19 protein-coding genes are annotated in these 22,727 nt (G+C 57.9%); 11 read left to right on the top strand and 8 right to left on the bottom strand.

All coding sequences use genetic code 11. The annotated features are described in order from the left end of the window. Positions 1-3: 3 nt before the first annotated feature. Positions 4-543, top strand: coding sequence for a D-glycero-beta-D-manno-heptose 1,7-bisphosphate 7-phosphatase (gmhB, locus tag J5M66_RS03055; RefSeq protein WP_162999871.1), 540 nt, complete (start codon positions 4-6; stop codon positions 541-543). 83 nt (positions 544-626) lie between these two features. Then, positions 627-1,406 (top strand): lysophospholipid acyltransferase family protein, encoded by a 780-nt coding sequence (locus J5M66_RS03050; protein WP_071173920.1) that lies wholly within the window; start codon positions 627-629, stop codon positions 1,404-1,406. Between the two features lie 170 nt (positions 1,407-1,576). Here J5M66_RS03050 and J5M66_RS03045 read toward each other — a convergent pair whose 3' ends face one another. Continuing rightward, positions 1,577-3,112, bottom strand: coding sequence for a HAMP domain-containing sensor histidine kinase (locus J5M66_RS03045; RefSeq protein WP_207807632.1), 1,536 nt, complete (start codon positions 3,110-3,112; stop codon positions 1,577-1,579). Between the two features lie 164 nt (positions 3,113-3,276). Between J5M66_RS03045 and J5M66_RS03040 the strand changes: the two genes are divergently transcribed. After that, on the top strand, positions 3,277-3,996 hold the full coding sequence (locus J5M66_RS03040) for a response regulator transcription factor (protein WP_207807631.1): 720 nt from the start codon (positions 3,277-3,279) through the stop codon (positions 3,994-3,996). 56 nt (positions 3,997-4,052) lie between these two features. Here J5M66_RS03040 and gyrB read toward each other — a convergent pair whose 3' ends face one another. Genes gyrB through dnaA form a run of 4 tightly spaced genes read right to left on the bottom strand, consistent with a single transcriptional unit; the run spans position 4,053 to position 10,260 of the window. Continuing rightward, positions 4,053-6,470, bottom strand: a complete 2,418-nt coding sequence (gene gyrB, locus J5M66_RS03035) for a DNA topoisomerase (ATP-hydrolyzing) subunit B (RefSeq protein ID WP_024014948.1) — start codon at positions 6,468-6,470, stop codon at positions 4,053-4,055. Positions 6,471-6,475: 5 nt separating this feature from the next. After that, complete coding sequence (recF, locus tag J5M66_RS03030) at positions 6,476-7,579, bottom strand: DNA replication/repair protein RecF (protein ID WP_016772389.1); 1,104 nt, start codon at positions 7,577-7,579, stop codon at positions 6,476-6,478. A 14-nt stretch (positions 7,580-7,593) separates the two neighbouring features. After that, complete coding sequence (dnaN, locus tag J5M66_RS03025; protein WP_016772390.1) at positions 7,594-8,697, bottom strand: DNA polymerase III subunit beta; 1,104 nt, start codon at positions 8,695-8,697, stop codon at positions 7,594-7,596. A 39-nt stretch (positions 8,698-8,736) separates the two neighbouring features. After that, positions 8,737-10,260 (bottom strand): chromosomal replication initiator protein DnaA, encoded by a 1,524-nt coding sequence (gene dnaA, locus J5M66_RS03020; RefSeq protein ID WP_024014947.1) that lies wholly within the window; start codon positions 10,258-10,260, stop codon positions 8,737-8,739. Between the two features lie 567 nt (positions 10,261-10,827). Between dnaA and rpmH the strand changes: the two genes are divergently transcribed. From rpmH to mnmE, 5 genes are all read left to right on the top strand, one after another. Continuing rightward, the gene (gene rpmH, locus J5M66_RS03015; RefSeq protein ID WP_003213577.1) at positions 10,828-10,962 is read left to right on the top strand and encodes a 50S ribosomal protein L34; all 135 of its coding nucleotides are present in this window, start codon (positions 10,828-10,830) and stop codon (positions 10,960-10,962) included. A gap of 16 nt (positions 10,963-10,978) precedes the next feature. Beyond that, positions 10,979-11,380, top strand: a complete 402-nt coding sequence (gene rnpA, locus J5M66_RS03010) for a ribonuclease P protein component (RefSeq protein ID WP_024014946.1) — start codon at positions 10,979-10,981, stop codon at positions 11,378-11,380. Continuing rightward, complete coding sequence (gene yidD, locus J5M66_RS03005) at positions 11,373-11,618, top strand: membrane protein insertion efficiency factor YidD (RefSeq protein WP_027901580.1); 246 nt, start codon at positions 11,373-11,375, stop codon at positions 11,616-11,618. Before rnpA ends, yidD begins: the two co-directional genes overlap by 8 nt. A gap of 2 nt (positions 11,619-11,620) precedes the next feature. Beyond that, positions 11,621-13,300, top strand: a complete 1,680-nt coding sequence (gene yidC, locus J5M66_RS03000) for a membrane protein insertase YidC (protein WP_071173916.1) — start codon at positions 11,621-11,623, stop codon at positions 13,298-13,300. Positions 13,301-13,381: 81 nt separating this feature from the next. Next, a complete protein-coding gene (gene mnmE, locus J5M66_RS02995; protein ID WP_186568696.1) occupies positions 13,382-14,749 on the top strand; it encodes a tRNA uridine-5-carboxymethylaminomethyl(34) synthesis GTPase MnmE in 1,368 nt (455 codons plus the stop codon). 41 nt (positions 14,750-14,790) lie between these two features. On the opposite strand, the gene J5M66_RS02990 is transcribed toward mnmE, so the two are convergent. The 3 genes from J5M66_RS02990 to J5M66_RS02980 all read right to left on the bottom strand — a co-directional run bounded on the left by J5M66_RS02990 (position 14,791) and on the right by J5M66_RS02980 (position 18,798). Further along, positions 14,791-17,226 carry a TonB-dependent siderophore receptor gene (locus J5M66_RS02990; protein WP_207807630.1) on the bottom strand — a complete coding sequence of 812 codons (2,436 nt, stop codon included), beginning with the start codon at positions 17,224-17,226 and terminating at the stop codon, positions 14,791-14,793. 118 nt (positions 17,227-17,344) lie between these two features. Further along, a complete protein-coding gene (locus J5M66_RS02985; RefSeq protein ID WP_207807663.1) occupies positions 17,345-18,292 on the bottom strand; it encodes a FecR domain-containing protein in 948 nt (315 codons plus the stop codon). Then, the gene (locus tag J5M66_RS02980; RefSeq protein ID WP_024014942.1) at positions 18,292-18,798 is read right to left on the bottom strand and encodes a sigma-70 family RNA polymerase sigma factor; all 507 of its coding nucleotides are present in this window, start codon (positions 18,796-18,798) and stop codon (positions 18,292-18,294) included. The genes J5M66_RS02985 and J5M66_RS02980 overlap by 1 nt, the downstream gene beginning before the upstream one ends. Positions 18,799-19,368: 570 nt before the next feature. On the opposite strand from J5M66_RS02980, the gene mnmG reads away from it, so the two are divergent. From mnmG to J5M66_RS02965, 3 genes are read left to right on the top strand one after another with little or no spacing between them, the layout of a single operon-like run. Beyond that, a complete protein-coding gene (mnmG, locus tag J5M66_RS02975; protein ID WP_207807629.1) occupies positions 19,369-21,267 on the top strand; it encodes a tRNA uridine-5-carboxymethylaminomethyl(34) synthesis enzyme MnmG in 1,899 nt (632 codons plus the stop codon). Further along, positions 21,264-21,908, top strand: a complete 645-nt coding sequence (gene rsmG / locus J5M66_RS02970) for a 16S rRNA (guanine(527)-N(7))-methyltransferase RsmG (protein WP_123441912.1) — start codon at positions 21,264-21,266, stop codon at positions 21,906-21,908. Before mnmG ends, rsmG begins: the two co-directional genes overlap by 4 nt. A gap of 18 nt (positions 21,909-21,926) precedes the next feature. Further along, positions 21,927-22,724: a ParA family protein gene (locus tag J5M66_RS02965; protein ID WP_016772400.1), complete on the top strand. Its 798-nt coding sequence runs from the start codon at positions 21,927-21,929 to the stop codon at positions 22,722-22,724. Positions 22,725-22,727: the final 3 nt, after the last annotated feature.

Genomic DNA, 22,727 nt, shown 5'->3' with positions numbered 1-22,727 from the left:
GGATTGCTGTTGAAACTGCTGATTCTCGATCGTGACGGCGTGATCAATTACGACTCCGATGCCTACATCAAGTCGGTGGAGGAGTGGATTCCGTTGCCCGGCTCGATCGAAGCGATTGCGCAGTTGAGCAAGGCCGGCTGGACGGTGGCAGTGGCCACCAACCAGTCGGGCATTGCTCGCGGCTATTACGACCTCGCCACCCTCGAGGCCATGCACGCGCGCCTGCGCGAGCTGGTCGCGGAGCAGGGCGGCGAGGTCGGCTTGATCGTGTATTGCCCGCATGGCCCGGATGAGGGTTGCGATTGCCGCAAACCGAAACCGGGAATGCTGAAAGCCATTGCCGAGCATTACACGGTGCCGTTGACCAACGTCTGGTTCGTTGGCGACAGCCTTGGTGACCTGGAGGCCGCCAAAGCCGTCGATTCACAGCCAGTTTTGGTGAAGACCGGGAAAGGCGAAAAGACTCAGGGCAAAACCCTGCCGGTTGGCACTCTGATTTTTGACGATCTGGCGGCGATTGCCGCAGAACTTATCCACAACTAGAGTACTTCTGAATTTCCTGGCCAGGGATTGCTCGGGAGTGCGCTTGAACAGTCGGGCATTGCCCCGTAACGGTAACCGTCGCCATGTCGATACTGCGGGCCTTCAGAATCTTTCTTTTCTACCTGCTGCTGGGCACAACAGCGTTGCTGTGGTGCAGCCTGAGCTTTTTCATCGCGCCGTTTCTGTCCTTCAAGGCGCGCTATCGTTTCATCAACGTGTACTGGTGCCGTTGCGCCCTGTGGCTGACCAAGGTGTTCCTTGGGATCCGCTACGAAATCAAAGGCGCGGAGAACGTGCCAGACCGGCCCTGCGTGATTCAATCGAACCACCAGAGCACATGGGAGACGTTCTTTCTCTCCGCTTATTTCTCGCCATTGAGCCAAGTGCTCAAGCGCGAATTGCTTTACGTGCCGTTCTTCGGCTGGGCCATGGCCATGCTGCGCCCGATCGCCATCGACCGCGACAACCCGAAGGCCGCGCTCAAACAAGTCGCGGCCAAAGGCGACGAGCTGCTCAAGGACAACGTCTGGGTGCTGATCTTCCCCGAAGGCACACGAGTCCCCTACGGCACTGTCGGAAAATTCTCCCGCAGTGGCAGCGCATTGGCGGTGAATGCGGCGCTTCCGGTGCTGCCGATTGCACACAATGCCGGCAAATTCTGGCCAAAAATCGGCTGGGGCAAACAGGCCGGAGTGATCACCGTGGTCATTGGCGAACCGATGTATGCCGAAGGCAGTGGACCGCGCGCCATCGCTGATCTGAATGACCGTGTGCAGGCGTGGAACGAGAAAACCCAGCGCGATATGGGCTCGCTGCCACCGGCGCCACAGGCACCGGCCGCGAGTGATCAACTGGCTGTCTGAATTTTGTGGATAACCTGTGTACGTTTTTGCTTCAAAAGTCCGTGATCGTTTTGTAACTTATTGATTTTCATCGATATTTTTAAATCGATAAGTTGAACGAAATCCGTGCATAAGTTTTATTCGGATGTAAAAAAACCGGTCGTTATAGCCGGTTTTTTTGTGCCTCTTTTTCATTCAGAAATCAGCGGCAAATCGATGCGGAATGTGGTTCCCGCGTCGACCACGCTGCGACACTCGATTGTGCCGCCATGATGATCAATCACGGCTTTGACCATCGACAGACCCAGGCCCACACCGTCGATGCCCTGGGCGGAGGAGAAACGCCGATACTGGCTGAACAGGTCAGGCAATTCATCGGCAGCAATCCCCTTGCCATGATCGGACAATTCGCAGCGCAGCCACTGCCCATCACAGCTGACCGTCAGTTGCACCGTGCTGTCTGCCGGGCTGTACTTGATCGCGTTTTCCAGCAGGTTGAACAGGGCGCGAGTCAGCAATCCCTGATCGGCCAGAATCAGCCGCTCCTGACATTCCTCATCAACTTCGTTGAGCAGCTCGATGCGTTTCTGCTGGGCGATGGGCAGGGCCTGATCGAGGACGTCCAATACCAGCATCGCGAATAATGTCGGGCGGAACTGGTAGGTCTCGGACTCAGCCCGCGCCAACAAGACGAAACCATCGGTCAGATCCAGTGCGCGGCGCACCTGACGCTCAATCTGCTCGAACAACGGCGCATCAGCGCCGGCCTGATGACGGTGCACATCCAGCAGGGCGAGGATCGCCGAATGGGGAGCGCGCAGGTCGTGGGAAAGAAAACGCAGCAGGACGCCGCGCTGCTCCTCAGCCGCACGCTCGGCACTCAAGTCCGTCAGGCTGAGCAGCCAACCGATCGGCGTATCGCCGTCAACCGGCAGCAGCGCCGCTCTTTCCAGGCGCAGACTGCGATCCTTGTGATCGCGAAATTCCAGCAGCGGCAGGGTGGCCAGTGGCGGTCGCGGCGCTGTGGATAATTCCGGATAGCCGAGCCGCGCCAGTTGCTCGAGTACGTCATCGCCCACCAGCGGATCCTCGAACAACTCGCGCGCCTTGCGATTGCCCAGCAGGATCTTGCCCTGCGGATCACTGATCAGCGTCGCCACCGGCAGGTACTCCAAGCCATCGGCAATGAACCGCCGGGTGTCGCGGGTACGGCTCATGGCTTGTTCGAGCGCCATGATCTGGCCCTGCAAACGGTCGGCACCGGTGAAGCGGGTCCGGCGGCGTTCAGGGAAGACTTTCGGTTCGCTGTCCAGACGCGCCAGCTCCCAACCGAAGTAGGTCAGCACCACGCTCAGACGTCGCCAGTTCCAGATCAGGTAACCGAACAACATGCCCAGCGCGGCTGGCGTTGGCGACCACCAGTAGCGGACTTCGGCCAGTAGGGCGCTGGCGATCAGCGCACAGGCCATACCGATCAAGGTGACCCACAGCGCCCAACGCGGACGCCACAGCAATAATCCCAGTACACCGGCGATCATCGCCACGGACAACAGCGCGCCGGGCGCTGGCGAGGGATTGTGCAGATTGATCTGGGCGCGATAAGACAACAAGGCAGTCAGCGGCAACAGCACTAGACTTATCCACAACCACTCGCGCACCAGCCGGCGGAACAGACGCTGGACCTGGCTCGGCTCACGACTTTCACGTCGGCGTTGAGTGTTATGCATGAGGCACAGGGCAGGGCAGTGGGAATGGTTTCATAGGTCTCAGGTCTGAGGCGTAGACCCGAAGAATCATAGCGGACGTCGACCAACGACGGGCTGCTTCTTTCATCGCGGCCGGGGAGTCGCTATTGTCGACATCCCAGCCCCAGCGACAAGGAACACCGCCGATGCGCGTTGCCATTCTGGACGACGAACCCGCCGAACTGCGCCGGGTCGAGCAAACCCTGGAGCAAATGGCCGAAGCTGGCGAACAGCCGTGGTCACTGCACAGCTTCGAGCGCGGCGAAGACTTGTTGCGCCAGTTGCGTCGGGAGACTTTTGACCTGCTGATCCTCGATTGGCAACTGCCGGACCTCACAGGCCTGGCACTGCTGCGCTGGACCCGCGAACACATGGACGCGCCACCCGCTGCAGTCATGCTCACCAGCCGCGATGGCGAGAGCGATATCGTTCAAGCCTTGAATGCCGGGGCCGACGATTATGTCAGCAAGCCATTTCGCCCGAATGAGTTGAAGGCGAGGGTGGCAGCGGTATTGCGCCGACATAGCCAACCGCGCAGCGCGGCGGGCGAAGTACAGACGTTCCACGATCTGACTTTCGACGACGCCGAACTGACCGTCACCCGTGAAGGCAAACCGATCCTCATGACCGAACGCGAATACCGCTTGGCGCGCTGCCTGTTCAGCAACCTGGGGCGGCCATTGTCGCGGGATTATCTGTACGAGCGCTTCTGGCCGAACGAAGAGACGACTTCCTCGCGGCCACTGGATACGCACATCTACCGATTGCGCAACAAGCTTGGGCTGACAGCGGATCGGGGTTGGCAGTTGCTGACGATTTATGGGTATGGGTATCGGTTGGAGAGTGTCGGCACTGGGAATGAGTGAGGCCAAAAAAACCCCGGCATTGGCCGGGGTTTTTCATAAGCGGGTAGCAATCAGGATCAGAAATCCAGGTTGGAAACCGCCAGTGCATTGCTCTCGATGAAGTCCCGGCGAGGTTCGACCGCATCACCCATCAGGGTGTTGAAGATCTGGTCTGCGCCGATGGCGTCTTCGATGGTGACCTTCAGCATGCGCCGCACGCTTGGGTCCATGGTGGTTTCCCACAGCTGATCCGGGTTCATTTCGCCCAGACCTTTGTAGCGCTGGATGGTGTGGCGCTTGGTGCTTTCGGCCATCAGCCAGTCGAGGGCTTCCTTGAACTCGGTAACGGCTTTCTTGCGCTCGCCACGCTGGATGTACGCGCCTTCGTCGAGCAGGGTGCTCAGTTGCGCGCCCAGGGTGACCACGGTTTTGTAGTCGTTGCTGCCGAAGAAGTCGCGGTTGAAGGTGACGTAGTTCGACAGGCCGTGGGAGATCAGTTCGACCTCTGGCAGCCAGACGCCACGTTCACGGTCTTCGCGCAGACTGGCCTTGTAGACCAGGCCCGACTTCTCGTTGGTACGCAGACGGACTTCGTACTGCGCCAGCCACTCTTGCATCGCCGCGTGGTCGCCCAAGGTTTCAAGGCTGACGGCCGGCAGATAGATGAAGTGCTCGGTCAGCTCCTGTGGGTACAGGCGCGACAGACGCTTGAGGGTCTTCATGACCATGCGGAAGTCGTTGACCAGACGTTCCAGCGCTTCACCGGAAATGCCCGGGGCTTCTTCGTTCAGGTGCAGGCTTGCATCTTCAAGCGCTGACTGCGTCATGTACTCTTCCATGGCGTCGTCGTCTTTGATGTATTGCTCTTGCTTGCCTTTCTTGACCTTGTACAGCGGTGGCTGGGCGATGTAGATGTAGCCACGCTCGATCAGCTCCGGCAGCTGACGGAAGAAGAAGGTCAGCAGCAGGGTGCGGATGTGCGAACCGTCGACGTCAGCATCGGTCATGATGATGATGTTGTGATAGCGCAGCTTGTCGATGTTGTACTCTTCGCGACCGATGCCGCAGCCCAGCGCGGTGATCAGCGTGCCCACTTCCTGGGACGAGATCATCTTGTCGAAACGGGCTTTCTCGACGTTGAGGATCTTGCCCTTCAACGGGAGGATCGCCTGGGTCTTGCGGTTACGTCCCTGCTTGGCAGAACCGCCCGCGGAGTCACCCTCCACCAGGTACAGTTCGGACAGCGCCGGGTCTTTCTCCTGGCAGTCAGCGAGTTTGCCCGGCAGGCCGGCGATGTCCAGCGCGCCTTTGCGGCGGGTCATCTCACGGGCCTTGCGCGCGGCTTCACGGGCACGGGCGGCGTCGATCATCTTGCCGACTACCAGCTTGGCTTCGTTCGGATTTTCCAAGAGGAAGTCGGAGAAGTATTTGCCCATCTCCTGCTCGACCGCAGTCTTCACTTCGGAAGACACCAGCTTGTCTTTGGTCTGCGAGCTGAACTTCGGATCCGGCACCTTCACCGAAATGATCGCGGTGAGGCCTTCACGGGCATCGTCACCGGTGGTGGCGACTTTGTGCTTCTTCGCCAGACCTTCCTGCTCGATGTAGTTGTTCAGGTTACGCGTCAGTGCCGAACGGAAGCCCACCAGGTGGGTGCCGCCGTCGCGCTGCGGAATGTTGTTGGTGAAGCACAACAGGTTCTCGTTGAAGCTGTCGTTCCACTGCAAGGCGATTTCCACGCCGATGCCGTCTTCACGCTGAATGTTGAAGTGGAACACCTGATTGACCGCAGTCTTGTTGGTGTTCAGGTATTCAACGAACGCACGCAGGCCGCCTTCGTACTTGAACAGCTCTTCCTTGCCGCTGCGCTCGTCCTTGAGGACGATGCCGACACCGGAGTTGAGGAAGGACAGTTCACGAATGCGCTTGGCGAGGATGTCCCAGCTGAAGTGAATGTTCTTGAAGGTTTCGCTGGAAGCCTTGAAGTGAATCTGGGTACCGGTGGTTTCGCTGTCGCCAACGATGGCCATCGGTGCCTGAGGCACACCGTGGACGTAGGTCTGTTCCCAGATCTTGCCACTGCGGCGAACGGTCAGGACCAGCTCTTCGGACAGTGCGTTCACTACCGAAACACCTACACCGTGCAGACCGCCGGAAACCTTGTAGGAGTTGTCATCGAACTTACCGCCAGCGTGGAGGACGGTCATGATGACCTCAGCGGCAGAAACGCCTTCCTCTTTATGCACGTCTACCGGGATGCCACGACCGTTGTCTTTAACGGTGATGGATTCGTCCGGGTGGATGATGATGCTGATGTCGTCGCAATGGCCGGCGAGGGCTTCGTCGATCGAATTGTCGACCACCTCGAACACCATGTGGTGCAGACCGCTGCCATCGTCGGTGTCACCAATGTACATACCGGGACGTTTGCGTACGGCATCCAGGCCTTTCAGCACTTTAATGCTCGTTGAGTCGTACGTATTTTCTTCGCTCAATGCCTTCACTCCCGATGGTCGTGGGTCTGGGTGATACGGCCCTGTTCCACGTGGAACAAAGCGACTGGCGTTTCCGTCTGCCAGCCTTCCCTCAGTAATTCGTGATCTACACAGGTGATGAACACCTGGCAGCGTAAGTCTTCCAGCAAGCGGCACAGCGCGCGACGGTGGCTCTCGTCCAGCTCGGACGGCAAGTCATCCACCAGATAAATACACTGTCCGCGGCGGGCCTGGCTGACCAGGTGCCCTTGGGCAATCCGTAGTGCACAGACCACAAGCTTCTGCTGACCCCGGGACAGGATGTCCGCGGCATTGTGTGCGCCCAATCTGAGACGCAAATCAGCTCGTTGCGGTCCGGCCTGGGTGTGCCCCATCTGCTGGTCCCGCTGCACGGAACCGGCAAGCACGGCGCTCAATTCGCGGTCCTTGTCCCAGCCTCGGTAATAGCTGAGCGTCAAACCCTCGAGCTCAACCAGTTCGCTCAAGGTCTGTTCGAAGACCGGTTTCAAGGCTGTGATGTAAGCGCGGCGGTATTCATCTATTTCAGCGCTGGCCTGGCACAGTTCCCTGTCCCAAACCGCTTGCGAAACGGCGTCAAGTGTACCATGCCGCAGCCAGGAGTTTCTCTGGCGCAGCGCCTTCTGCAAACGCTGCCAAGTGGCCATGAAACGCGGTTCAACGTGGAACACACCCCAGTCCAGAAACTGCCGGCGAATCTTCGGCGCGCCTTCCAGCAGACGGAAGCTGTCCGGGTTGATCAACTGCAACGGCAGGATCTCCGCCAGCTGCGCAGCGCTACGGGCGTTCTGGCCATCGATGCGAATCTGGAACTCGCCCTGACGGTCGCGAGAAATCCCCAGCGCACTGTGTCCGCCTTCAGCCAGCTCAACCTGACCAAATACAGTACAGGCGAGCTGTTCGTACTGAATGACCGGCAACAGCCGCGTGCTGCGAAACGAACGGGCAAGCCCCAGCAGATGAATGGCTTCCAGAACACTGGTTTTGCCGCTGCCGTTGGCGCCGTAAAGAATATTGATGCGGGGGGAGGGGGAGAAGGTCACCGGGTGTAGATTACGCACCGCGGTGACCGAAACACGACTTAACGACATTCAGGATCAGCTGATTACAGACGCATCGGCATGACAACGTAAGCCGAGTCGTCATTGTCGGACTCTTGCACCAGCGCACTGCTGTTGGAGTCGGACAGGATCAGGCGAACCTGCTCAGTGGTCATCACGCCCAGCACGTCGAGCAGGTAGCTGACGTTGAAGCCGATCTCCAGCGAGCCGCCGTTGTATTCAACACCCACTTCCTCTTCCGCTTCTTCCTGCTCCGGGTTGTTGGCCTGGATCTTCAACTGACCGCTGGCCAGCTGAAGACGGATACCGCGGTACTTCTCGTTGGACAGAATCGCCGTACGGCTGAACGCTTCACGCAACGCCTGACGATCGCCGAGTACCAGTTTGTCGCCACCTTTCGGCAGGACGCGCTCGTAATCCGGGAATTTACCGTCGACCAGTTTCGAGGTGAAAGTGAACTCGCCCGTGGTGGCGCGGATGTGATGCTGACCGAGGACGATGCTGACATTGCCGTCCGGCTCGGTGAGCAGACGCGCCAGTTCGAGGATACCTTTGCGCGGCACGATCACCTGATGACGATCCGGCTGACCGATATCGGCCTGCATCGAGCACATCGCCAGACGGTGACCGTCGGTGGCCACGGCGCGGATCACACCAGCGGAAACTTCCAGCAACATGCCGTTGAGGTAATAACGCACGTCCTGCTGGGCCATGGCGAAGCTGGTGCGTTCGATCAGACGACGCAGTTTGCTCTGCTCCAGGCTGCACGTCAGTGAGCCCGGGCCTTCTTCAACAGTCGGGAAATCGTTGGCCGGCAGGGTCGACAGGGTGAAGCGGCTACGGCCGGCCTTCACCACCAGTTTCTGCTCGTCGACCTTGATATCGATCAGCGCGTCGTTGGGCAGGCTTTTGCAGATGTCCATCAGCTTGCGCGCCGGCACGGTGATAGAGCCAGTTTCGGCCGGCTCTTCGAGTTGCACACGACCGACCAGCTCGACTTCCAGGTCGGTACCGGTCAGCGACAGTTGCTGGCCTTCGACGACCAACAGCACGTTGGACAGTACCGGCAAGGTCTGTCGGCGCTCGACGACGCCTGCGACCAGTTGCAGGGGTTTCAACAGGGCTTCGCGTTGAATGGTGAAATGCATGGTCTAGTCCCTTGCCTTAATAAGCTGCGCTGGTGTTCATCAAGTGGTCAGTGTACGCAGCAGGTTCTTGTAGTCCTCGCGGATGTCCGCGTCGGATTCCTTAAGTTCGTTGATCTTGCGGCAGGCGTGCAACACGGTGGTGTGGTCGCGGCCGCCAAACACATCGCCGATTTCCGGCAGGCTGTGGTTGGTCAGTTCCTTGGACAATGCCATGGCGACCTGACGCGGACGAGCCACCGAGCGCGAACGCCGCTTGGACAGCAAGTCGGAAATCTTGATCTTGTAATACTCGGCGACGGTGCGCTGAATGTTATCCACAGAGACCAGTTTGTCCTGCAACGCCAGCAAGTCTTTCAGGGATTCGCGGATCAGCTCGATGGTGATGTCGCGGCCCATGAAGTGCGAGTGGGCGATAACCCGTTTCAGCGCACCTTCCAGCTCACGGACGTTGGAGCGGATGCGCTGGGCTATGAAGAACGCGGCATCGTGAGGCAACTCGACTTTGGCCTGATCGGCCTTCTTCATCAGGATCGCCACGCGGGTTTCCAATTCCGGCGGCTCGACGGCAACCGTCAGGCCCCAACCGAAGCGGGATTTGAGGCGTTCTTCAAGGCCTTCGATTTCTTTCGGATAGCGGTCACTGGTGAGAATGACCTGCTGACCACCTTCAAGCAGAGCGTTGAAGGTGTGGAAAAACTCTTCCTGGGAACGCTCCTTGCGGGCGAAGAACTGAATATCGTCGATCAGCAGGGCGTCCACCGAACGGTAGAAACGCTTGAATTCGTTGATGGCGTTCAGTTGCAGCGCTTTGACCATGTCGGCCACGAAACGCTCGGAATGCAGGTACACGACCTTGGCATTCGGATTCTTCTTTAATAGATGGTTGCCCACCGCGTGCATCAAGTGGGTTTTACCCAAGCCGACGCCACCATAAAGGAAGAGCGGGTTGTAACCGTGCTTGGGATTGTCCGCCACCTGCCAGGCCGCCGCACGGGCGAGCTGGTTGGATTTACCTTCAACGAAGTTTTCGAAGGTGAACGTGCGATTCAGGTAACTGGTGTGCTTGAGCGCACCTTCTACCTGCACGGTGCGCTGCTCCGCGCGAACCGGGGCCTGCTGCGAAGCAGCGCCCGCCATCGGGTCGAAGCTGTCGCGGGAAGGTTCTTCGCTGACTTCAGCGGCCTTCTGTGTGGAACGTTTGGCCGGAGCAGGGGCTGGCGTCGGTGCCGGATTGCTCGCTGGCACATTATTGGCCTGCGCCTGAGCAACCTGCGCGGCCGCCAGTGGCGCATTGGGTGCGGCACGAGGTGCCGAGCTGCGTTTGCTGCCTATTAACAAGGACAGCGCCGGCGTCGAGCCATTGCCGTGCTCATCCAGCAGTTCAAGGACGCGGCCCAGGTACTTTTCGTTGACCCAGTCCAACACGAAACGATTCGGTGCGTAGACGCGCAACTCGTCGCCTTCGGCTTCGACCTGTAGTGGACGGATCCAGGTGTTGAATTGTTGGGCAGGCAGCTCTTCGCGCAAAAGCTCCACGCACTGCTGCCAAAGTTCCACTGACACGGATATCCCCTAAGTTGAAAGCCGGTGAGGCAAAAACAAGCGGCCATTGTAGCGGCGAGCGATTCACTTATCCACATGCAGGTAGGTTCGTCACCATCATTTATCAACGCGTTAACGCATTAAAAGGCGACCAACGGCATGTGAATAAGCCCTGTGGATAAACGCCTCTGAGGGCACTGGACAACTGGGGGCTAAACCCGGTGGATAACCAGCCTGTGGATAACAGGCCATTCCACGCACAGCTTATCCGATAGCGCAGCACAGGCTGAACACGGTTTTCCACTGTAGTTGTCATTCTCTGTACATCCCGTGTAGTAAGGCTCCATGGCAGTTATCCACAGAAGATGGCGTGCCTAGCTTTTACAAGCGTTACAGAAAAGCTTTAAATAATTCCCTTCTTTTATTTCTATATCTGGCGGACAGGCTTTCTAGCTAAAACCGTGCCCGGATCTATTTATAAGGAAACGCTGGTTGGAAATTGACCTGAAGGCTTGCTTTCTCTAGAATCCCCGGTCTCTTAAAACGGGGGCCATTCCGGCCCGTTGTGGACGAACCAGGTAACACGACATGAAACGTACTTTCCAACCAAGCACTATCAAACGCGCTCGTACCCACGGTTTCCGTGCTCGCATGGCTACCAAGAACGGCCGCGCAGTCCTGTCGCGTCGTCGCGCCAAAGGTCGTGCGCGTCTGGCAGTTTGATAATCCGGTACTGGAGGTGAGTCAGGACTTCAGTCGGGAAAAGCGTCTGCTTACCCCCCGGCATTTCAAGGCAGTCTTTGACTCCCCTACCGGCAAGGTTCCGGGGAAAAATCTCCTGCTCCTTGCACGCAACAACGATCTTGATCACCCCCGTCTCGGGCTGGTTATCGGGAAAAAGAGCGTAAAGCTCTCCGTTGAGCGCAATCGCCTCAAACGTCTGATGCGCGAATCGTTCCGTCTGCACCAGGATTCACTGGTCGGCTGGGACATCGTTATCGTCGCGCGCAAAGGTTTGGGTGATGTAGAAAACCCCGAATTGATTCAGCATTTCGGCAAACTCTGGAAGCGTCTGGCGCGCAACAAGCCCGTTCCGGCAGTCAAAACCGAAACTGTAGGGGTAGACAGTACCGATGCGTAAACTGGCCCTCGTTCCGATCCAGTTTTATCGCTATGCCATTAGTCCTTTAATGGCCAGCCACTGTCGCTTCTACCCCAGTTGTTCCTGCTACGCGTATGAAGCCATTGAAAATCATGGCCTTCTGCGCGGTGGCTGGCTGACCTTTCGTCGTTTAGGTCGCTGTCATCCGTGGAATCCCGGTGGTTATGACCCGGTTCCACCTGTCCCTACCTCCCGTTCTTCTTCGATGGCCGAGTAATCATGGATATCAAACGCACGATCCTGATCGTCGCCCTGGCAATCGTGTCCTACGTCATGGTTCTTAAATGGAACCAGGATTATGGCCAGGCTGCCCTGCCGACTCAGAATGTTGCTTCCAGTACGACTACATCCGGTTTGCCGGACACCGCCACTGGCACAAATGCCGCCAGTGACGATATTCCGCGCGCCGCCAGCGATACCAGCGCACCTGCCGAAACGCCGGTCGCCGCCAGCAAGGATCTGATTCAGGTCAAGACCGATGTGCTCGATCTGGCGATCGATCCACAGGGTGGTGACGTTGCACAACTGACTCTGCCTTTGTATCCGCGTCGTCAGGATCGTCCTGACGTTCCGTTCCAGCTGTTCGATAACGGCGGCGAACGTGTATATCTGGCGCAAAGCGGCCTGATCGGTACCAACGGCCCGGATGCTAACCCGGCCGGTCGTCCGGTTTATTCCTCGGAGAAGAAGGTTTACCAACTGGCTGACGGTCAGGATCAACTCGTCGTTGACCTGAAATTCAGCAAGGACGGCGTCAACTACATCAAGCGTTTCACCCTGAAACGTGGCCTGTACGACGTTGCTGTCTCCTACATTGTGGATAACCAGAGCGCTCAGCCCTGGAACGGCGCAATGTTTGCCCAGTTGAAGCGCGATGCCAGCGCTGATCCTTCGTCGACCACTGCTACTGGCACCGCGACTTACCTGGGCGCTGCCCTGTGGACAAGTTCCGAGCCGTACAAGAAAGTGTCGATGAAGGACATGGACAAGGCGCAGCTCAAGGAAACCGTCACCGGTGGTTGGGTAGCCTGGCTGCAGCACTACTTCGTGACCGCGTGGATTCCGGCCAAGGGCGAAAACAATATCGTCCAAACCCGTAAAGACAGCAAAGGCAACTACATCATCGGTTACACCGGTCCTACTCTGACCGCTGCTCCAGGTGCGAAAGTTGAAACCAGCGCTGTGCTGTACGCCGGTCCGAAAAGCCAGGCTGTACTGAAAGAGTTGTCCCCAGGTCTGGAACTGACCGTCGACTACGGCATTCTGTGGTTCATTGCCCAGCCGATCTTCTGGCTGCTGCAACACATTCACGCCATTGTCGGTAACTGGGGCTGGTCGATCATCTTCCTGACCATGCTGATCAAAGGGATTTTCTTCCCGCTGTCGGCTGCCAGCTACAAATCGATGGCGCGCATGCGTGCCGTGGCTCCGAAACTGGCTGCGCTGAAAGAGCAACATGGCGATGACCGGCAGAAAATGTCGCAAGCCATGATGGAGCTGTACAAGAAAGAGAAGATCAATCCACTGGGCGGCTGCTTGCCGATCCTCGTGCAGATGCCGGTCTTCCTGTCGCTGTACTGGGTTCTGCTGGAAAGCGTGGAAATGCGTCAGGCGCCGTTCATGCTGTGGATCACTGACCTGTCGATCAAGGATCCGTTCTTCATTCTGCCGATCATCATGGGCGCAACCATGTTCATCCAGCAGCAGTTGAACCCGACGCCTCCGGATCCGATGCAGGCGAAGGTCATGAAAATGATGCCAATCATCTTCACCTTCTTCTTCCTGTGGTTCCCGGCGGGTCTGGTGCTGTACTGGGTTGTGAACAACTGCCTGTCGATTGCACAACAGTGGTACATCACGCGTAAGATCGAAGCGGCGACGAAAAAAGCCGAGGCGTAACTTGCACTGTGGATAACACCACTCAAAACGCCCCCTAGTGGGGCGTTTTGCTATCTGCCACTTTTGTCTGGATGCCGCTTTATGAGCACACCCCGTGAAACCATCGCTGCTGTCGCCACTGCTCAAGGGCGCGGCGGTGTGGGCATCGTCCGTATTTCCGGGCCGTTGGCCAGCATGGCGGCAAAAGCCATCAGCGGCCGAGAACTGAAACCGCGTTACGCCCATTACGGGCCGTTTTTCAGTGACGACCGGCAAGTGCTGGATGAAGGTCTGGCTTTGTATTTCCCGGGGCCGAACTCGTTCACCGGCGAAGACGTGCTGGAACTCCAAGGTCACGGCGGCCCGATCGTGCTGGACATGTTGCTCAAGCGCTGCCTGGAACTGGGCTGCCGTCTGGCCCGTCCTGGGGAATTCAGCGAGCGCGCCTTCCTCAATGACAAACTCGATCTGGCCCAGGCCGAGGCAATCGCCGATTTGATCGAAGCCAGTTCTGCCCAGGCTGCACGCAATGCGCTGCGTTCATTGCAGGGTGCGTTTTCCCAGCGTGTGCATAACCTGACCGAGCAACTGATCGGTTTGCGTATCTACGTTGAAGCCGCCATCGACTTCCCGGAAGAGGAAATCGACTTTCTCGCCGACGGCCACGTATTGAGCATGCTCGACAAAGTACGCGATGAGTTATCCACAGTATTGCGCGAAGCGGGGCAGGGCGCGTTATTGCGTGATGGCATGACCGTCGTCATCGCTGGGCGGCCGAATGCCGGTAAATCAAGCCTGTTGAATGCTCTGGCCGGTCGCGAGGCTGCCATCGTTACCGAGATTGCCGGCACCACGCGGGATATCCTGCGCGAGCATATCCACATCGACGGCATGCCGTTACACGTTGTCGATACCGCAGGCCTGCGTGACACTGATGATCATGTGGAAAAAATCGGTGTTGAAAGGGCCTTGAAAGCCATTGGTGAAGCGGATCGGGTTTTACTGGTGGTCGATGCGACCGCACCAGAGGCACTGGATCCTTTTGCCTTGTGGCCTGAATTCCTCGAGTCTCGACCGGACCCGGCGAAAGTCACGCTGATCCGGAACAAAGCCGATCTGACCGGTGAAGCGGTTTCTCTGGAAACCAGTGACGACGGCCACGTGACCATTAGTCTCAGCGCCAAATCCGCCGAAGGCCTAGACCTGCTGCGGGACCACCTCAAGGCGTGCATGGGTTACGAGCAGACTTCGGAAAGCAGCTTCAGCGCACGTCGCCGGCATCTGGAAGCACTGCGTCACGCCAGCGCGGCACTGGAACATGGCCGCGCGCAACTGACCCTGGCCGGGGCAGGCGAATTGCTCGCCGAAGATCTGCGCCAGGCTCAGCATTCGCTGGGTGAAATTACCGGGGCGTTTAGCTCTGATGATTTGCTCGGAAGGATTTTCTCCAGCTTCTGCATCGGCAAATAAAAGAAGGGGCTGTGGATAATTCATCCGCAGCCCCTTTTTGTTCACCAGTTATAGGACACCGTACCGAGCAAAGTACGATCCTCGCCCCAGTAACAGCGGCCTGCGTCGTTGCATCCCGACACATATTCCTTGTCGAACAGGTTCTTCGCATTCAAATCGACACTCCAGTGTGGATCGATCTGGTAACCAACTGCCGCGTCGACCAATGTAACGTCACCGGCATCCAGCTTTCCGTATAGAGACGGCGAAGTGTAAGCAAACGCACTGTCGAAGTAGCGTACGCCACCGGCCACATACAAGCCGTTCAGATCACTGTCGAGGAAGCGATATTTCGCCCAGACCGAGGCCTGATTACGCGGCACGCCGGTCATTTGATGTCCTTTAACCAGCGATGTCGCTGCATCCTTGGTGATCTTCGCGTCGGTGTAGGTATAGGCCGCCGTGACATTGAGGTTCTGCGTCAGGTTGCTGTTTAGTTCCAGCTCGACGCCCTTGGCGCGGCTTTCGCCCACCTGGCGATAGGTCGAAGTCGTTGCGTCGAAATAGGTGTCGTCCTTCTTGCGCAGGTCATACACCGAAGCGGTGAACGCGGTGTCCCAGCCGATCGGTTCGTACTTCAAGCCCACTTCGTACTGGCTGCTGGTGATCGGATCAAGCGGCGCTCCGGCGTTGGAAATCTGCTGCACCGGCACGAACGCCGTGGAATAGCTGACATACGGCGTCATGCCGTTGTCGAACTGATACATCACGCCGCCCTGATAGGTGAACTTCTTGTCCTCGGAGCTGATGTTGCTGCCTCGGGCCACCTTGTCGCGGAAGTCACTGTCGACCCAGTCCTGGCGCCCGCCGAGCAGGAACAGCCAGTTGTCGTACTTGCTCTGAATCTGTGCATAAACACCCTTCATCTGCTGCTCGAGCAATGTGTTTTGTACGGCAATCGGCGTGGTCGGATCACGCAGGTAAACCGGGTTGTAGATGTCGATCGGCCCGACAATGCCGGCATTCCAGTCCTGGTTGAACGAGATGCGATCGTAGCTGGCGCCAAACAGCACGGTGTTTTCCAGATCCCCCGCCTGGAACTTGCCTTCGAGCTGGTTATCCAGCGAATACACCATGGATTTGTTGAAGCGATCGTAGGCGGTCACGTTCAACCGCGTGCCGAAACCGGCGTTGTTCAGATTGCCCGGCCAGGTTTCGTGGCGAGTGATGCGCGACTGCATGTAGCGCGAGTTCTGGCGGAACTGCCAGTCATCGTTGAACGAGTGGCTGAACTCGTAGCCGGTGCTCCAGGTTTCCCGTTCGAAGGTATTCCAGTCCGGGTCACCGAGCATGGTGTCTTTGGATAGCTGGCCGTTGGGGTTGCTCAGCAATGTGCCGGCGGCCGGCAGGCCAAGCTCCATGTTGGTGTGGTCTTTCTGGTAGTTGGCCAGCAGCGTCAGCGTATTGAAATCGTCGAAATTCAGGGTCAGCGAAGGGGCGATATAAATACGGTCGTCAGGCACGTGATCGGTCTGGGTATCGGATTTGCGCCCCAGCATCACCACGCGTCCAAGAACGTTGCCGCTGTCATTGAGCGGGCCGGAGACATCTACGCCGATTTGCCGGCGATTGTTCGAGCCATAGCCCAGTTGCACTTCGCCCTGAGGCGCGGCGGTCGGGCGTTTGCTGACCAGATTGACCAGACCGCCTGGCGCATTTTCGCCATACAGCAGCGAAGACGGGCCACGGAACACCTCGACCCGCTCAAGTCCGTACGGCTCGGTGCTGGTGTCATAGCGATTACCCTGCACGCGCAGTCCGTCGCGCAGCAAACCGTAGCCGTAATCGGTGGCGTTGAAACCACGGATATAGAACAGGTCGCCAGCCAAGCTGTCGCCGGCGGCAAAAGGTGGGGCGAAGATCCCCGGCACGTAGCCGAGTACGTCGGTGAGTGTCTGGGATTTCTGATCCTTGATCCGCTGCCCGGTCACCACTGACACGGAACGCGGTGTTTCCGACAGCGGCGTACTGGTTTTCGTACCGATCCGGCTGTTTTGCGCCTTGTAGCCGACGTCGGCGGCGTAATCGAGCTTCATTGGATTGCCCAACTGCGCATTGATGTTGGTCGGCGCCAGTTCCAGGGAGTCACCGTTGGGCGCGTTCTGCAGAATGAAACTGCCGGGTGCTTGTGGCACTGCCTGTAAACCCGAGCCTTGCAGCAATTGAGCGAAACCTTGTTCGACGCTGAAGTCGCCGTTCAGCCCGGCACTGCGCAAGCGGCTGGTCTGCTGCGGCGAGAACGACAGAATCACATTGGCGGTAGCGGCGAACTGGCTCAAGGCACTATCCAGCGGGCCGGCGGCAATGGCGAAGCGCTGGGATGTCGACGCCGCGAAGGCGCTGTTGCTGATCACCAGACAGGACGCAGCGCTGGCCATCAATAAGCTGTATGCAATGCAGTGTGGAGAAAAGCGCTGACGGAACGTGGGAAGACGCATGTGTGGATTAGCCCTGAAGGTGGCGAAGAGCCGCGTTGATCGCGATTACCTGTAGGGCCGGCTCAGGACGCAAAAAGATAACCCCGTTTGCGATTATTTTTCCCAGGCGTTTTTTTGATCAAACGTTGTGGCTGATCGAGACCCAGTAACGACTGAAATAGCGGACGTTGATCGGCAACGAAGCCTTGAGATTGGCCAGCACTGCGTCGGTCGAATCGAGCCGGAAGGTCCCGGAGACCCGCAGATCCCGAGCGCGGCGATCACAGTGCAATACACCGCTGCGATAGCGCCCCAACTCTGTGATGACATCGCCCAGGCGCGCATCGAGAACGATCAACTGGCCGCTGATCCAGGCCACTTCTGATGACTGGAAGGGATGCCTGAGGCCGATGTGCCGACTGTCGAAATCCGCGCCTTCGCCTGCGTTCAGGATGAGCGCAGCACTGGATGACTGCGCAGGTTGAACGCTGACTCGATCCTCCAGTACGCCGACCCGGGTTGAGTTCCGCATCTGATGCACCGAGAACCGGGTGCCTAATGCATGGATCCGCCCGTCACGGGTTTGCACATAGAGCGGCCGCTGATCGCCAAGCTTGCCGGTTTGGACGAGGATTTCACCGGTACGCAGTTGGATCAGGCGTTGTGCTGCATCGAAAGAGACATCAATGGCCGAGTCGGTGTTGAGCTGGATCCGGCTGCCATCGGTCAGGCTGATGGTGCGACGCTGACCCACACCGGTTTTATAGTCGGCCCAGACGTTGCCGAGAGATGTGTGTCGTTGAACGTTCCAGCCAACGAAACCTGTTCCCGCTGCGAGCAACAGCAGTTTGAGTACCTGGCGTCTTCGTTGGCCGCTATTGAGCGCACGTCGTTTCAGATCCTGCGGCAGCGTACCGAGGTGGCGCTGCAATTGTTCCATCTGGTTCCACGCCGCCAGATGCGCTGGATCGCTGTCTATCCACATCTGCCAGGCCTTTTGTTCGGCAAGGCTCGGTGGCTGGGATTGAAACTGGACATACCAGCTGGCGGCAGTTTCGAAGACCTGACGATCTGCAGCGGCGGCCATCATGGTTGCGCCATGATCAGGGCGCATTCAGTCAGGGCGCGAACCATGTGTTTTTTCACTGTGGTCAGCGAAACCTCCAATTGCACAGCGATCTGTTGATAAGTCAGTCCGTCGACTTGCGAAAGCATGAAGATCTGCCGTGTGCGCGTGCCCAATCCGGTCAATGCTTTATCCACAGCAACCAGGGTTTCAATGATCAGCGCTCTGTCTTCTTCGCTGACGGTCGTCGCTTCCGGCCGAGCTGCGAGGGCCTGCAGATAAGCGCTTTCAATGGCCCTGCGTCTATAACGATCAATGACCAGCCCGCGTGCAATGGTCGTCAGGTAATCCCTCGGCTCACGGATATGAGCTGCATTGCGCGCGGCCAGAACTCGCAAAAACGTGTCATGCGCCACATCGGCTGCATCGCAGCCGTTGTGCAGTCTGCCCTTGAGCCAACCATACAGCCACGAATGATGTTGCTCGTAGATTCGCTCGATCGCAGCGGTGTGGGCGGGTAGGGACATGGGGAAACTGACAAGTTAATGATAATGGCTATTATTAGCCTCTGTTACGTCCTCTCACAATAGCCTTTTGATTTTCCTGCCCTTGGCTTGCCAAGCGTCACCGATCCTTCGCTGGCGCTTTTTTTACGTCCGGAAAAAGCCTTGTTGGCGATTTTCGGTGGATTAAGCCCTGTGAATAACTGCCACTGAGGGCAGTTGATAAATGGGGTTGAAAACTGGATATAACCGGCACTGTGGATAACCACCCGATTCATCCACAGGCTTAAACCGGTTATCCAATGGCCTCATTGCCACATGAGCACAGAGTTTTGAATCTCTGTACGCGTTGAAAAATAAGGCCTGTAGCGATATATCCACAGAAAGGTGGTTCAGTAAGAATAAACATTAAAACAAAGGTTTTATAAATTTCTCTCTTTTTTATTCTTTTAACCTCGAGTTCTCCACAGCTGGTTAAATTTTGTGCAAAGGGTTCTTTAGAAAGGGCGAAGTCCCTATACTTGCCGACCAGGTCCAGAAACCTGAGCTCAACTATTTCCTGAATGACCTACTTAAGCAGGCACGAGGTGCGTGGTGGATTTCCCTTCCCGTTTTGAAGTGATCGTCATCGGCGGCGGTCATGCCGGTACCGAGGCAGCACTGGCGTCAGCACGCATGGGGGCAAAAACCCTGTTGCTGACGCATAACGTGGAAACCCTCGGTGCCATGAGTTGTAACCCGGCCATCGGAGGCATCGGCAAAAGCCACCTGGTCAAGGAAATCGACGCCCTCGGCGGCGCGATGGCCATGGCTACCGATAAGGGCGGCATCCAGTTTCGCGTGTTGAACAGCCGCAAGGGTCCGGCCGTACGGGCCACCCGTGCACAAGCCGACCGGATTCTCTACAAGGCAGCTGTTCGCGAAATCCTGGAAAACCAGCCGAACCTGTGGATATTTCAACAGGCTGCTGACGACCTGATCGTCGAGCAGGAACAAGTCCGTGGTGTGGTTACACAGATGGGGCTGCGTTTCTTCGCCGATTCTGTGGTGTTGACCACCGGTACCTTCCTCGGCGGACTTATCCACATCGGTTTGCAGAATTTCTCCGGCGGTCGCGCCGGTGATCCACCGTCGATTGCTCTGGCCCACCGTCTGCGTGAGTTGCCATTGCGTGTCGGGCGCCTGAAAACCGGTACACCGCCGCGTATTGATGGCAAATCTGTGGATTTCTCGGTGATGACCGAGCAGCCGGGTGACACTCCGATCCCGGTGATGTCGTTCATGGGCAGCAAGGAGCAGCATCCGCGCCAGGTCAGTTGCTGGATTACCCATACCAATGCACGTACCCACGAAATCATCGCGGCGAACCTCGATCGTTCGCCGATGTATTCCGCTGCCGGGGAGATCGAGGGCGTCGGCCCGCGTTATTGCCCGTCGATCGAAGACAAGATTCATCGCTTTGCCGACAAGGAAAGCCATCAGGTGTTCATCGAGCCGGAAGGTCTGACCACCCATGAGCTGTACCCGAACGGGATATCCACAAGCCTGCCGTTCGACGTGCAATTGCAGATCGTGCAATCGATCCGCGGCATGGAAAACGCACACATCGTGCGTCCGGGTTATGCGATCGAGTACGACTACTTCGATCCGCGCGACCTGAAGTACAGCTTGGAAACCAAAGTCATCGGCGGTCTGTTTTTCGCCGGGCAGATCAACGGCACCACCGGTTACGAAGAAGCTGGCGCTCAAGGTCTGCTCGCCGGGGCCAACGCTGCACTGCGCGCGAAGGGCAAAGAAGCCTGGTGTCCGCGCCGCGATGAAGCGTACATCGGCGTTCTGGTCGACGACCTGATCACCCTCGGTACCCAAGAGCCGTACCGCATGTTCACGTCCCGAGCCGAGTACCGCCTGATTCTGCGCGAAGACAACGCCGACCTGCGTCTTACCGAAAAAGGTCGCGAGCTCGGTCTGGTCGATGACGCGCGCTGGGCGGCCTTCTGCAAGAAACGCGAAAGCATCGAGCTTGAAGAACAGCGCCTGAAAAGCACCTGGGTGCGGCCGAACACCCCGCAGGGCGATGCGATTGCCGAGAAATTTGGCACGCCGCTGACTCACGAGTACAACCTGCTCAACCTGTTGAGCCGTCCGGAAATCGATTACGCCGGTCTGGTCGAAGTGACCGGGCAGGGCGCGGAAGATCCACAGGTCGCCGAGCAGGTCGAGATCAAGACCAAGTACGCCGGTTACATCGACCGCCAACAGGACGAAATCGCCCGTCTGCGCGCCAGCGAAGACACGAAATTGCCTGTGGATATCGATTACACCAACATCTCGGGTCTGTCCAAGGAGATCCAGAGCAAGCTCAGCGCCACACGTCCCGAGACTCTGGGCCAGGCTTCGCGGATCCCGGGCGTGACCCCGGCAGCGATTTCGCTGTTGATGATTCATTTGAAAAAACGCGGCGCGGGCCGTCAGTTGGAGCAAAGCGCTTGAGTGCCAAGGTCACTTCGCAACATGCCGAAGAGTTATCCACAGGAGCCCGCGAGCTCGGTGTCAATCTCACAGAAACCCAGCACGCATTGCTGCTGGGTTATCTGGCCCTGTTGATCAAATGGAACCAGGCCTACAACCTGACCGCCGTGCGCGATCCAGACGAAATGGTTTCGCGGCACTTGCTCGACAGTCTCAGCGTGATGTCGTTCATCGAAAACGGTCGCTGGCTCGATGTCGGCAGTGGCGGTGGCATGCCTGGTATTCCGCTGGCAATCCTTTATCCGGACTCGCAAGTGACCTGTCTGGACAGCAACGGCAAGAAAACCCGCTTCCTGACTCAGGTCAAGCTGGAGCTGAAGCTGGATAACCTGCAAGTTATCCACAGTCGCGTAGAAGCCTTCCAGCCTGCGCAGCCATTCAACGGGATCATTTCCCGGGCATTCAGCAGCATGGAAAACTTCACCAACTGGACTCGCCACTTGGGCGATGCCGATACGCGCTGGCTGGCAATGAAGGGCGTTCATCCGGCCGATGAGCTGGTAGCATTGCCGGCAGATTTCAAACTCGATAGCGAACACGCCCTGGCCGTCCCCGGTTGCCAAGGCCAACGCCATCTGCTGATACTGCGCCGCACGGCATGATTGGGAACACAAGCAAGAATGGCTAAGGTATTCGCGATAGCGAACCAGAAGGGTGGTGTGGGCAAGACCACCACCTGCATCAACCTCGCAGCATCCCTGGTCGCGACCAAGCGCCGGGTGCTGTTGATCGATCTCGATCCACAGGGCAACGCCACCATGGGTAGCGGTGTGGATAAACATGGTCTGGAAAACTCGGTCTACGATCTGCTGATCGGTGAATGCGACCTCGGCCAGGCGATGCACTTCTCCGAGCACGGCGGTTATCAACTGCTGCCGGCCAACCGCGATCTGACCGCGGCCGAAGTGGTGCTGCTGGAAATGCAGATGAAGGAAAGCCGTCTGCGCAGTGCGCTGGCGCCGATCCGGGACAACTACGACTACATTCTGATCGACTGCCCACCGTCGCTGTCGATGCTCACACTCAATGCACTGGTCGCCGCTGATGGGGTGATTATTCCCATGCAGTGCGAATACTTTGCGCTGGAAGGTTTGAGCGACCTTGTGGATAACATCAAGCGCATCGCTGAACTGCTCAATCCGAACCTGAAAGTCGAAGGCCTGCTGCGGACCATGTACGACCCGCGCCTGAGCCTGATGAACGATGTTTCGGCGCAGCTCAAGGAACACTTCGGCGATCAGCTGTACGACACGGTGATCCCGCGCAACATTCGCTTGGCCGAAGCACCGAGCTACGGCATGCCGGCGCTGGCTTACGACAAGCAATCGCGTGGCGCTCTGGCCTATCTGGCTCTGGCGGGCGAGATGGTTCGTCGTCAGCGCAAAAATTCACGCATTGCTGCTGCTCAGCCAACTTAAGGA

Source organism: Pseudomonas sp. 67(2021) (assembly GCF_017491835.1).
In the GTDB taxonomy this organism is placed as follows: Bacteria; Pseudomonadota; Gammaproteobacteria; order Pseudomonadales; family Pseudomonadaceae; genus Aquipseudomonas; species Aquipseudomonas atacamensis.
The sequence above is the reverse complement of the archived record's forward strand: the minus strand, read 5'-3'. Positions and strand labels throughout refer to the sequence as shown.